Genomic DNA, 13,038 nt, shown 5'->3' with positions numbered 1-13,038 from the left:
CCGACCTGTGCACCGACGTAATACCGACAAAATACCGACGTTATACCGACGTTGGGTTTTGAACAAAAACAACGGCTTACAGAAAAACGTCCAAAAACGCACCGACGCGGGCGTGCGGTGCACCAGGAAACCGGCGCAACACCCGCTCCTCCGCGCGGCCACACCTGCGCTCAGACGGTCTCCCCCGCCTCAAGACGTTTCAGGAAATCATCCGCCTCGCGCAGCACCGTTTCGCGCCGTTCCGCGTCCATCCTGTCCCAGGTCCGGTACATGTTCCCCATGCGTGGATTGCCCTCGAACCGGTCCCGGTGCCGGTCCAGAAAATGCCAGTAGAGCAGGTTAAACGGACAGGCTCCCGCGCCCGTCTTTTTGCTCACCGAATAGCTGCAGTGTTTGCAGTAATCCGACATCCGGTTGATATAGGCCCCGCTGGAGACATAGGGCTTGGAGGCGATCACACCGCCATCGGCAAACTGGCTCATCCCCACCGTGTTGGGCGCCTCGACCCATTCAAAGGCATCGGCATAAACAGCCAGATACCATTCGTGCAATTCGGTCGGGCTGACCCCGGCCAGCAGGCCGAAATTCCCTGTCACCATAAGGCGTTGGATGTGATGGGCATAGGCCTCCGCGCGGGTCTGCTCCACCGCTTTTGACAGACAGTTCATGCCCGTCTCCCCGCCCCAGTACAGCGGGGGCAACGCCCGGTCATGCCCCAGACCGTTACGCGCAGCGTAATCCGGCCCCTCCAGGAAATAGATGCCCCGCACATATTCCCGCCAGCCGATGATCTGGCGGATAAACCCTTCGGCGGCGTTGATCGGCACATCGCCCGCCGCCCAGGCTTCTGCCGCCGCCTCGCAGACCTCCAGCGGGTCCAGCAACCCGATGTTCATGTAGGGAGAGATCACCGCATGATAGAGAAACCGGTTGTCGTTCAGCATCGCATCCTGAAAGTCCCCGAACTTCGGCAGCGCGTGTTTGATGAAACGGGTCAGTGCCCGTCGGGCCTCGCCCCGGGTTGTGGCAAAGTGAAAGGGTCGCAACGCCCCGAAATGATTGCCAAAACGCGCTTCCACCAGGTCCAGGACCTCCTCCGTCACCGCGTCCGGCGTGAACTGCATCGGCCCGCCGAAATCCACCTCGTCAGGTGCGGGTTTGCGGTTGTCGTGATCATAGTTCCACTTGCCCCCGGCGGGTTTGTCACCCTCCATCAGCAGGCCGGTTTTGCCCCGCATATCGCGATAGAAATACTCCATCCGCAGCTGCTTACGCCCCTCCGCCCAGGCCTCAAACTCCTGATGTGTCGCAATAAATCTGTCGTCCTGCAGAATGCGCACTTTGAGGGGTGCGTGTTTCAGTGCCGTGATCAGCCGCCATTCACCGGGCTCGGTGGCCAGCACTTCATCCGCGCCCGTCTGTTCCGCACGCCGCAGCAACTCTCCCACGATAGAGCCCGCGTTGTCCGTATCGTCCAGCTCCGTGTAGGCGACCTGCCAGCCCGCCTCCCGCAACGCACTGGCAAACTTACGCATGGCCGCAAAGATCAGCGCGATCTTTTTGGGGTGGTGCCTGACGTAAGAGGTCTCATCCGCAACCTCTGCCATAACGACCGTATCGCTGTCCCGGTCGGCCGCACCCAGCGCGCTCAGGCCTTCCGACAGCTGATCGCCCAGGACCAGAACAAGACGGATCACCAGGGCACCTCTTTTCCCGCCCAGTCATAAAACCCACCCGTCTGAGCAGGCGTCAGCCCCTCCATGACGCGGATCAGGTTTTCTGCAGCTTCATCTGCCGGGACTGCCGGATGACGGCCCAGGTATTTCTCGGTAAAGGGCGTCGCGACCGTGCCCGGATGCAGCGCCACGCAAATGCTGTGTCTGTGGCTGCGCGCCAGCTCAATCGCCGCCGTATGTACGATCTGGTTCACAGCAGCCTTGGCGCTGCGATAGCTGATCCAGCCACCCATCCGGTTGTCCCCGATTGATCCGACCCGCGCCGACAGGACCGCCACCATGGCAACACGGTCGCGCGGCAGCAGGTCAGCGGCATGGCGCAGCACCAGCGCCGGACCCAGCGCATTCAGCGCGAACTGACCCATCATGGCTTTTGATGTTACTGATTTAACGCTCTTTTCCGGGACGGCGCCATCTGTCTCCAGCGCACCGGTCGCCACAAAAATCAGATCAAACGGCCCCTGCTGCGCGCCCACCAGCGCTGCGACCGAAGCCTCATCCGTCACATCCAGCCCGTCCCGGGAACGCGACAGCGTCACCACCTCATCGCCCCGCGCACGCAGGGCCGCTGTCAGCGCAGCGCCGATCCCGCCTGAGGCACCAATCATCAGAATACGTCTCATCCCCGGCCACCTAGCCGCCGGACCCACAGGTTCAAGTCGCAACACCAGAAGGCCGCGAAAAGCCTCTTTCCATTTATGGAGCCTGCGGTATAACTGCGGGCATGAGACCAGCTGCTGAACATATGTTCCCCGCGCGCACTCTGCCCGCCGCTGCAGCGCTGCTGCTAACGCGCCTCTGAGCGTGCCCTTCGGCGCGCCCGCTCAGAGGGATCGCCCGCGCGCCAGGACATCAAAGCAGATAACGAAAGAATTCCGAAATGACTGATACAGCCGGACAGGACCGCGTCCTCATTTTTGACACCACCCTGCGCGATGGCGAACAATCGCCCGGCGCAACCATGACCCACGCCGAAAAGCTTGAGATCGCCGGGCTGCTGGACGAGATGGGCGTCGACATCATCGAAGCCGGGTTTCCCATCGCCTCTGAGGGTGATTTCGCCGCCGTCAGCGAGATTGCAAAGCAGGCAAAAAACAGCGTAATCTGCGGGCTGGCCCGCGCACAGCTGGGCGATATCGACCGCTGCTGGGACGCCGTGAAACACGCGGAAAAACCCCGCATTCACACCTTTATCGGCACATCGCCGCTGCACCGCGCGATCCCCAATCTGGACATGGGTCAGATGGCCGAGCGCATCGAGCAGACCGTGACCCATGCCCGCAACCTGTGTGACAATGTGCAGTGGTCGCCGATGGATGCCACCCGCACAGAAGAGGATTATCTCTGCCGGGTTGTGGAAATTGCGATCAAATGCGGCGCCACCACGATCAATATCCCCGATACCGTCGGCTACACAGCGCCGCGCGAATCCGCGGAACTGATCCGCATGCTGCTGGAGCGGGTGCCCGGCGCCGACACCATCACCTTTGCCACGCACTGTCACAATGATCTTGGCATGGCCACGGCGAACAGCCTGGCGGCGGTCGAGGCGGGCGCGCGGCAGATCGAATGCACCATCAACGGGCTGGGCGAACGGGCAGGCAACACCGCACTGGAAGAGGTCGTGATGGCCCTCAAAGTGCGCAACGACATTATGCCCTATCAGACGCGCATCGATGCCACCAAAATTATGAACATCTCGCGCCGGGTTGCGACGGTGTCCGGTTTTCCGGTTCAGTTTAACAAGGCGATCGTGGGCAAGAACGCTTTTGCCCATGAAAGCGGTATCCACCAGGACGGGATGCTCAAGAACGCCGAAACCTTCGAGATCATGCGCCCCGAGGACGTGGGCCTGACCGAGACCAATATCGTCATGGGCAAACACTCCGGGCGCGCGGCGTTGCGGTCCAAACTGGAAAATCTCGGGTTCGAACTGGGGGACAACCAGCTCAAGGACGTGTTTGTGCGGTTCAAGGAACTGGCAGACCGGAAAAAGGAAATCTACGACGATGACTTGATCGCGCTGATGCGCACCTCGTCTGACCCTGAAAACGACCGGATCCAGCTGAAATCCCTGCGTGTGGTCTGCGGCACCGACGGCCCCCAGCAAGCCGATATGACGCTCGTGGTTGATGGCGCTGAAAAGTCGACGACACAGACCGGTGACGGCCCTGTGGACGCCTCGTTCAACGCGATCAAGGCGCTGGTCGAGCACAGCGCACGTCTGCAGCTTTACCAGGTGCAGGCCGTGACCGAAGGAACAGACGCTCAGGCGACCGTTTCGGTACGCATGGAAGAGGAAGGCCGCATCGTGACCGGTCAGTCGGCGCATACGGATACGGTGGTTGCCTCTGCGCTCGCCTATATCCACGCGCTGAACCGCCTGCTGGTGCGACGCGAAAAGGGCGGCAGCGACCGGCCCGAAATCAGCTACAAAGACGTCAGCTGACGGTGAATCACCCCTCTGACCGGCCCGTTACCGGTCAGAGGAACTCTCGAAAATCTGCTGCCGAGACGTGCAGGACTGTTTCTGGCTGCGATACAATCGCAACGAAACAGCAAGATGATGCCCAGATCATCGTTAACGCCTCTTTCACCATGTCGCGCCTAAGCATATAACACCTGGCAACCGGGCCTTTCAGGGCCAGGACCAATGACATTCGGGCAAGGCTGACACCTCATGGCACTATTCGACAGTTTTCGGGGTCTGTTTTCATCAGACATGGCGATTGACCTCGGCACAGCGAACACGCTGGTTTACGTCAAAGGCAAAGGGGTGGTTCTGTCGGAACCTTCCGTTGTGGCCTACCATATAAAGGACGGCGTCAAAAAGGTTCTGGCGGTGGGCGAGGATGCCAAACTGATGCTGGGCCGGACGCCCGGCAGCATCGAGGCGATCCGCCCGATGCGCGAAGGTGTTATCGCGGATTTCGACACCGCCGAAGAGATGATCAAACACTTCATCCGCAAGGTGCACAAGCGCTCGACCTTTTTCGGCAAGCCCAAGATCATTGTCTGCGTGCCCCATGGTGCCACACCTGTTGAAAAACGCGCGATCCGCCAATCGGTCATGAGTGCCGGGGCCCGCCGGGCGGGGCTGATCGCCGAGCCCATTGCCGCCGCTATCGGGGCCGGCATGCCAATCACCGACCCCACCGGCAATATGGTTGTGGACATTGGTGGTGGTACGACCGAGGTCGCGGTCCTGTCGCTGGGTGACATCGTTTACGCCCGCTCTGTCCGCGTCGGCGGTGACCGGATGGACGAAGCGATCATCAGCTACCTGCGCCGGCAGCAGAACCTGCTGGTGGGGGAAACCACGGCCGAGCGGATCAAAACCTCTATCGGCACCGCGCGGATGCCCGATGACGGCCGTGGCACATCGATGCAGATCCGTGGACGTGACCTGCTCAACGGCGTGCCGAAAGAAATCGAAGTGACCCAGGCGCAGATCGCCGAGGCGCTGGCAGAGCCCGTCCAGCAGATTTGCGAAGCTGTGATGACCGCGCTGGAAACAACGCCCCCGGATCTGGCTGCTGATATCGTTGACCGTGGCGTGATGCTGACCGGTGGCGGTGCCCTGCTGGGTGATCTGGATCTGGCACTGCGCGAACAGACCGGTCTTGCGGTCTCTATCGCAGATGAATCGCTGAATTGTGTGGCGCTTGGCACCGGCAAAGCGCTTGAATACGAAAAACAGCTGCGCCACGCGATCGACTACGAGAGCTGAGCAGCCCCCGACCAACACCCCCGACAGCGGCAGGACTGCCCTGCCTGAAACGGGGCAGGAGACCCGCCGCTGATGGCCCGCGACCGCACCCAGAGCAGTGATTTCACCGGCCCGCTGCGCCGGCTGCTGATCGCAGTGCTCGTGCTGTGCCTGCTTGGCATTTTTCTGCTGTGGCGGATCGACAGCCCGCGTGTTGAACGCTTTCGCGCGCAGATCACTGACCGGTTTGTGCCCGGTTTTGACTGGGCCATGGCGCCGGTGACCGGTGTTGTCAGCCTGCTCCGGGATTTTCAGAGCTACCAGCGCCTTGCAGAGCAGAACCAGGAGCTGCGCTCCGAACTGCGCCGGATGCAGGCCTGGAAAGAGGCCGCCGTGCAGCTGGAGCAGGAAAACGCCCGCCTGCTCGATCTGAACAATGTCCGTCTGGACCCGCGCCTGACGGTGATATCCGGCGTCGTGCTGGCCGACAGTGGCTCGCCCTTCCGGCAATCGGTGTTGCTGAACGTGGGCGCACGCGACGGCATCGTAGAAGGCTGGGCAACGATGGACGGGATCGGGGTCGTGGGGCGGATTTCCGGCGTCGGTCGGAACACATCGCGCGTGATCCTGCTGACAGACGCCTCGAGCCGCATTCCGGCTGCCATCCAGCCGTCCGGCCAGCGCACGATCGTCGCGGGCGACAACACCCCTGCCCCGCTGGTCGACTTTCTGGAAAACCCCGATCAGGTGCGCCCCGGCGACCGGGTTGTCACCACCGGCGACGGGGGCGTTTTCCCTTCCGGTCTGCTTATCGGACAGGTCGCGGCGGATCCCGGCGGCACGCTGCGCGTACGTCTGGCGGCAGATTACGAACGTCTCGAATTTCTGCGGGTGTTGCGACACCATGGGAATGAACCCATCGATGACAATCCGCAGGTCATTGGCCCCCAGCTGCCCGTGATCGTAACAGAGGAGGTCATCCAGTGACCGACGCCCCTGTTACAAAACTGTGGAGCATGCGGCTGACCTTTGCCTTTCTGGTCTGTGTGATCCTGTTCTTTCAGTTGCTGCCACTGAACCTGACGCCATCGCGATGGGCCGGGCCTGACCTGCTGCTGGCCTTCGCCTGTGCCTGGTCTGTCAGGCGGCCTGAATATGTGCCGGCCCTGGGCCTCGCGCTGCTTTTTCTGCTTGCCGATCTGTTGCTGCAGCGGCCACCCGGTCTCTGGGCGCTGCTCGCACTGCTGGGGTGCGAAAACCTGAAATCCCGCGCGCGCGCCGTGCGGGATGGGACCTTTCCCGGCGAGTGGCTGACCGTTTGCGTTATGATTGCCGCCATCAGCATCGCGTACAGGCTCGGGCTGATGATCACGCTGGTTGACCCGCCCGCGCTTGGCCTGTCATTTTCACAACTGGCCATGACGCTGATCTGCTATCCTGCTGTTGTGGCGGTGACCCATACGCTTCTGGGCGTTCGCAAATCAGCGCCGGGAGATCCTGATACAGCCGGAGGGTTAAGATGATTACGACAGACCCGGGCGGAGACAGATCATGAAACGCACCCGCGCTGAAACGGATGACACTCATCGTAAACTGTCGCGCCGTGCCGCATTGCTCGGTGGTGCGCAGCTTGCTTTTGTTGGCGGTCTGGCTGCCCGGATGCAGTTTCTCCAGGTCGATCAGGCCGATCAGTTCCGCCTGCTGGCCGAGGAGAACAGGATCAACATCCGGCTGATACCGCCGTCCCGGGGAGAGGTGTTCGACCGGAACGGTCTGAGCCTTGCCCGCAACGCGCCTTCTTACCGTATTGTCATCGTGCGCGAAGACGCGGGCGACGTTGACGCCGTGCTGGAACGCCTTTCGCAGATCATCAAACTGGACGCAGAAACCATCACCCGCGTGAAAGAAGAGATGCGCCGTTCCGCGCCGTTTCTGCCGGTCACGATTGCATCGGATGTCACCTGGGATGACATCAGCCGGGTGTCTGTCAACGCACCTGCTCTGCCAGGGGTCACGCCGGAGGTCGGGCTGAGCCGGATTTACCCGCAGGGTTCTGATTTTGCACATGTTCTGGGCTATGTCGGGCCGGTATCCGACTATGACCTTTCCAAGATCGAGGACCCCGAACCGGTTCTGATGATCCCGCGTTTCCAGATCGGCAAGGTTGGTGTGGAAACCAAGCTGGAGCCTTTGCTGCGGGGCAAGGCCGGTGCCAAACGGGTCGAGGTAAATGCCACCGGCCGCGTGATGCGCGAACTGGACAGGCGCGAAGGCATCCCCGGGTCTGATCTGCAACTGACCATCGATGCCAAGCTTCAGGGCTATGTTCAGGCGCGCCTCGATGGCGAAAGCGCCAGCGCTGTGGTCATGGATTGCGAAAGCGGTGACCTGGTGGCCTGCTCCTCGGCACCAACATTTGATCCGAACCTTTTCGTACGCGGCATCTCCTCCAGGGACTACGGCGAACTGACCGCCAACAAATACCGCCCTCTTGCGAGCAAAACCGTACAGGGCGTTTATCCGCCCGGCTCGACGTTCAAGATGATCACAGCCATGGCCGGGCTGGAGGCCGGGCTGATTGGCCCCGATGACACCGCCTATTGCCCGGGGCATCTGGAGGTCTCCGGTCGCCGGTTCCACTGTTGGAAGCGCGCAGGCCACGGCTGGGTTGATCTGGAAACGTCTTTGAAACGGTCCTGCGATGTTTACTACTACGATCTGGCTGTGAAGGTCGGTATCGAGCGCATTTCGGATATGGCCCGCAAATTCGGCCTGGGCATCAAACATGATGTACCGATGTCTGCAGTGGCCAAAGGCCTGGCTCCAGATATGGAGTGGAAGGCCCAGACCTACGGTCAGAGCTGGCGCGTGGGCGATACCGTCAACGTGTCCATCGGCCAGGGCTTTATGCTGGCGTCACCTATGCAACTTGCCGTGATGACGGCCCGGATCGCGACCGGACGTGCGGTGGAGCCACGTCTGATCAAATCCGTAGATGGTGTCGAGGAACCGCTGAAAGGGGGGGAGCCACTGGGGATCAACGACAATAACCTGCGCAAAATGCGCAAAGCGATGTTCGAGGTTGTGAACGACCGGCGCGGTACGGCCTATGGCTCCCGGATCATAGAGGAAGAAATGCGCATGGCCGGCAAAACAGGCACCAGCCAGGTCCGCAACATCACCGCAGCAGAGCGGCGTGCCGGGGTTATCCGGAACGAGGACCTGCCCTGGGAGCGGCGCGACCATGCGCTGTTTGTAAACTTCGCGCCTTACGACAAGCCGAAATATGCGGTTGCGGTGATTGTCGAACATGGCGGCGGCGGATCCAAAGCAGCTGCCCCGATCGCGCGCGACATCACCCTGCAGGCGCTTTATGGCGGGCCACCCCCGGTCGAGGCCTATCCTGCCAAGGACCGCGAACGCATCACAGAACAACAGGAGCGTCTGCGCGACGCCCAGCCTCTGGTCTCGGTACCCGGACAGGATCAGGCATGAGCTATCTCGAGTATGCCGTCAAAACCGCGCCCACAGGGTTTCGCAAGATTTTCCATCTGAACTGGGCGGTGGCGCTGTTGCTGGCCTCTGTGGCCGGGGTCGGATTTCTGATGCTCTATTCCGTTGCAGGCGGCTCCTTCAGCCCCTGGGCGGAACCACAGATGAAACGCTTTGCCGTGGGCTTTGTGATGATGATCATGGTGGCTATGGTGCCGATCTGGTTCTGGCGCAGCCTGTCGGGGCTCGCGTACCTTGGCACTCTGGTTCTGCTGGTCGCGGTTGAGCTTTTCGGCACGGTCGGGATGGGCGCACAGCGCTGGATTGACCTTGGATTTATGCGCCTTCAACCCTCTGAGCTGATGAAAATCACCCTTGTGATGTTTCTTGCTGCTTACTACGACTGGCTGCCTGCCAGGCGCATTTCGCACCCCTTCTGGGTGTTGCTGCCGGTCATTCTCATCCTGATACCTGTCTTTCTGGTCCTGCGACAACCGGATCTGGGGACGTCTATCCTGCTGCTCGCAGCGGGCGGCGGGCTGATGTTTCTGGCTGGCGTGCACTGGGCGTATTTCGGCGCGGTCATCGCCAGCGGGATTGGTCTGGTTACAGCTGTTTTTCAGTCGCGGGGGACATCCTGGCAACTCCTGAAAGACTATCAGTACAGGCGCATCGATACGTTCCTTGATCCCAGCTCCGACCCGCTTGGCGCGGGCTATCACATTACACAGTCCAAGATCGCACTGGGCTCTGGTGGCTGGACCGGACGCGGCTTTATGCAGGGCACGCAAAGCCGTCTGAACTTTTTGCCGGAAAAACACACCGATTTCATCTTTACCACCCTGGCAGAGGAATTCGGTTTTGTCGGCGGGCTGTCGCTGCTGGCGCTCTACGCGCTGATTATCGTGTTCTGTGTCTGGTCTGCCCTGACAAACAAGGATCGTTTCTCCTCGCTGCTCACCCTGGGCATCGCGCTGAACTTCTTTCTGTTCTTTGCAGTGAACATGTCGATGGTCATGGGGCTGGCCCCGGTCGTCGGCGTGCCTCTGCCGCTTGTGAGTTTCGGCGGCTCTGCGATGCTGGTTCTGCTGCTGGCTTTTGGCCTGATGCAGAGCGCACATGTTCACAGACCCAGATAGGACCGCCATGCCCCTGAACGTTCTTTTCGCGGCCACAGAGGACCGCTGGTCCACCTACGAGCCGACCCTGCTTGCCGCCTTTCGGGATGCTGGTCTGGACGCGAGGCTTGCGCTGGATATCCCACCGCAGGATGTTGACTATATCGTCTATGCCCCGAATTCGGAACTGCAGGATTTCACGCCCTACACCCGCACCAAGGCAGTGCTGAACCTCTGGGCGGGTGTCGAGGCCATCGTGGGCAACAAAACCCTGACGCAGCCGCTGGCGCGGATGGTGGACCCGGGCATGACGCGGTCGATGACCGAATGGGTAACCGGGCATGTGCTGCGCCATCACCTTGGCATGGACCGGCATATCCTGGATCAGAGCGGCGCGTGGGAGCCTGTTGTACCACCGCTGGCAGAAGAGCGCCGCGTCTGCATTCTCGGGCTTGGCGCGCTCGGAACATCTGTGGCCCGCACACTTGTTTCGCTGGGGTTCGACGTCAGCGGCTGGAGCCGCAGTCCCAAAAGCATACCCGGCATCGACACCTTTCATGGCGACACCGGTCTGGACGCCGAGCTTTGCCGGGCTGAGATACTTGTCCTGCTTCTGCCGGATACGCCTGCGACCGAGAACACGCTGGATGCACGCAGGCTGTCCCTCATGCCCAAGGGTGCTTTCATCATTAATCCGGGCCGCGGGCCGCTGATCGATGATGATGCACTCATCGGGGCTTTGGACAACGGTAGCATTGCCCATGCTACGCTGGACGTTTTCCGGGTGGAGCCGCTGCCTGTGGAGCATCCTTTCTGGGCGCACCCGAGAATCACAGTGACCCCGCATATCGCCGCGGAGACACGGGCCAGAACGGCCTCGGAAGTGATCGCTGAAAACATACGCCGGGGCGAAGCAGGTGAGCCCTTTGTTAATCTGGTGGACCGGGAACGCGGCTACTGAGCACCTATTCTGCCGCCAGGCCCCGCCCTTTCAAAAGCGCGTCGACACCGGGCAACCGCCCGCGGAAGGCCGTATAAAGCTCGGCTGCGTCACGGCTTCCGCCGGTGGACAGGATATGCTTTTCAAGCGCTTCTGCGCGCCCGGGATCAAAGGCTGATCCGGCCTCCTCAAAAGCAGCAAAGGCGTCGGCGTCCATCACCTCGGACCACATGTAGCTGTAGTACCCGCTCGAATATCCGTCCCCGGCAAAGACATGCGCAAAATGCGGTGTTGCGTGTCGCATGGTTATGGCGGCGGGCATTCCGAGCTCCTCAAGGATCTCGCGCTGTCGCTCCATCGGGTCGGACGGGGCCGGGCCATCGTGGAACGCCAGATCCACCAGGGCGGAGGCCACGTATTCCACCGTCTGGAACCCCATATCAAAATTGGCGGCCCCCAGAACCTTGTCCAGCATATCGGCTGGCATCGGCGCGCCGGTCTGTGCATGGGTGGCAAACTCTCCCAGCACTTCAGGCACCTCCAGCCAGTGTTCGTACAGCTGGCTGGGCAATTCGACAAAGTCGCGTGCAACAGAGGTGCCAGAGACGCTTTCATAGGTCACGTCAGACAGCATCTGGTGCAGCGCATGGCCAAACTCGTGAAAAAGCGTGCGCGCGTCGTCATAGGACAAAAGCGCCGGATCGCCCTTGGCAAAGTTACAGACGTTGATCACGACCGGGCGCTGCACATCCGGGAAACGGGACTGTGAGCGCATGGCCGAACACCAGGCACCCGAACGCTTTGATCCGCGCGCGAAATAGTCGCCGATGAAAACCGCGATGTGCTCGCCGTTGCGCGTGACCTCCCAGGCGCGGCAGTCGGGGTGATACAGGGGGACATCCAGCGGGCTGAACTCCACGCCAAAGAGGCGCGACGCACAGGCAAAGGAGGCATCTATCATCCGGTCCAGCTGGAAATAGGGTTTCAGCGCAGCCTCATCAAGATCGTGTTCGGCGGCGCGTCTTTTTTCCGCATAGTAGCGCCAGTCCCAGGGGGCCAGCGCGTCGTTCACACCATCGGCTTTCATCATATCCGTCAGTACGGCCGCGTCCGCCTCTGCCTGTGCACGGGCCGGCTCCCAGACCGCCATAAGCAGATCGCGTACGGCGCCGGGCGTTTTGGCCATTTCCGTTTCCAGCTTGTAGGCCGCAAAGGAGTCGTACCCCAACAGCCGCGCCCGCTCCTCCCGGAGCGACAGGATTTCAGCCGCGATGCCACGGTTGTCTGTCCTGCCGCCGTTTGCGCCTCTTGCGGCCCAGGCGCGAAAGGCTGCTTCTCTCAGATCGCGGCGGGGAGAAAACTGCAAAAACGGCACGATCAGCGAACGTGACAGCGTAACTACAGGCCCATCGGCACCCTTTTCGGACCCGGCAGCGCGCGCAGCGCTTACAACAAAATCGGGAAGTCCCTCCAGATCGGCCTCTTGCAGCCGCATGAACCAGTCCCGCTCGTCGGCGAGCAGGTTCTGGATGAACTCCGTACCCAGGACGGCCAGACGACCTTTGATCTCTTTCATACGCGCGTCGGCATTTCCGGTCAGCGCGGCACCCGCACGCACGAAACCACGGTGGCTCAGCATCAGAACGCGCGCCTGTTCGTCTGTCAGCGCCAGACTGTCGCGCTGTTCCCAAACAGCCGCCACCCGGGCAAAAAGCTGTTTGTTGCCGGAGATTTCTGAAAAATGCGCAGACAGCATGGGCGAAAACTGTCTTTGCAGCTCTTCGCGGTCCGGGTTGCTGTCCGCGCCTGCGACGGTAAAGAACACGGACAGGACACGGTCCAGGTCACGCCCGGCAGCTTCCAGCGCTTCGATAGTATTGGCAAAACCCGGCGCTTCCGGGGACGCAGCAATGGCATCGGTCTCCGCCTTATGTGCGGCCAGCGCCTGCTCCAGAGCAGGGGCAAAATCCGCATCGGAAATACGGTCAAAGGGAGCGATCTGAAAAGGCGTTTTCCAGTCGGCGAGCAGTGGATTGGTCATCG

The 13,038-nt window shown here is 61.3% G+C and carries 10 protein-coding genes; 7 read left to right on the top strand and 3 right to left on the bottom strand.

The features are described 5' to 3' along the window. Positions 1–170: 170 nt before the first annotated feature. Complete coding sequence (locus Q1A34_RS16965) at positions 171–1,697, bottom strand: cryptochrome/photolyase family protein (RefSeq protein WP_300036999.1); 1,527 nt, start codon at positions 1,695–1,697, stop codon at positions 171–173. Next, positions 1,694–2,359, bottom strand: coding sequence for an SDR family NAD(P)-dependent oxidoreductase (locus Q1A34_RS16960; RefSeq protein ID WP_300036996.1), 666 nt, complete (start codon positions 2,357–2,359; stop codon positions 1,694–1,696). Before Q1A34_RS16960 ends, Q1A34_RS16965 begins: the two co-directional genes overlap by 4 nt. 257 nt (positions 2,360–2,616) lie before the next feature. Here Q1A34_RS16960 and Q1A34_RS16955 point away from each other — a divergent pair, with 257 nt between their 5' ends. From Q1A34_RS16955 to Q1A34_RS16925, 7 genes are all read left to right on the top strand, one after another. Then, entirely contained in the window at positions 2,617–4,185 is a 1,569-nt protein-coding gene (locus Q1A34_RS16955; RefSeq protein ID WP_300036993.1) for a 2-isopropylmalate synthase, read from the top strand. 231 nt (positions 4,186–4,416) lie between these two features. Next, positions 4,417–5,466 (top strand): rod shape-determining protein, encoded by a 1,050-nt coding sequence (locus Q1A34_RS16950; protein ID WP_300036990.1) that lies wholly within the window; start codon positions 4,417–4,419, stop codon positions 5,464–5,466. A gap of 72 nt (positions 5,467–5,538) precedes the next feature. After that, positions 5,539–6,432, top strand: a complete 894-nt coding sequence (gene mreC / locus Q1A34_RS16945) for a rod shape-determining protein MreC (RefSeq protein WP_300036987.1) — start codon at positions 5,539–5,541, stop codon at positions 6,430–6,432. Continuing rightward, on the top strand, positions 6,429–6,968 hold the full coding sequence (locus tag Q1A34_RS16940) for a rod shape-determining protein MreD (RefSeq protein WP_300036984.1): 540 nt from the start codon (positions 6,429–6,431) through the stop codon (positions 6,966–6,968). The genes mreC and Q1A34_RS16940 overlap by 4 nt, the downstream gene beginning before the upstream one ends. A gap of 28 nt (positions 6,969–6,996) precedes the next feature. Then, a complete protein-coding gene (gene mrdA / locus Q1A34_RS16935) occupies positions 6,997–8,940 on the top strand; it encodes a penicillin-binding protein 2 (protein ID WP_300036981.1) in 1,944 nt (647 codons plus the stop codon). After that, positions 8,937–10,076: a rod shape-determining protein RodA gene (gene rodA, locus Q1A34_RS16930; RefSeq protein ID WP_300036978.1), complete on the top strand. Its 1,140-nt coding sequence runs from the start codon at positions 8,937–8,939 to the stop codon at positions 10,074–10,076. Before mrdA ends, rodA begins: the two co-directional genes overlap by 4 nt. Positions 10,077–10,083: 7 nt before the next feature. Beyond that, positions 10,084–11,016: a glyoxylate/hydroxypyruvate reductase A gene (locus Q1A34_RS16925; protein WP_300036975.1), complete on the top strand. Its 933-nt coding sequence runs from the start codon at positions 10,084–10,086 to the stop codon at positions 11,014–11,016. Positions 11,017–11,020: 4 nt separating this feature from the next. On the opposite strand, the gene Q1A34_RS16920 is transcribed toward Q1A34_RS16925, so the two are convergent. Continuing rightward, positions 11,021–13,036: a M3 family metallopeptidase gene (locus Q1A34_RS16920; RefSeq protein WP_300036972.1), complete on the bottom strand. Its 2,016-nt coding sequence runs from the start codon at positions 13,034–13,036 to the stop codon at positions 11,021–11,023. Positions 13,037–13,038: the final 2 nt, after the last annotated feature.

This window comes from uncultured Roseobacter sp., assembly GCF_947491795.1.
Taxonomy (GTDB): Bacteria; Pseudomonadota; Alphaproteobacteria; order Rhodobacterales; family Rhodobacteraceae; genus Roseobacter.
Note: the sequence above shows the minus strand (reverse complement) of the source record. Positions and strands in the feature narration are given on the sequence as shown.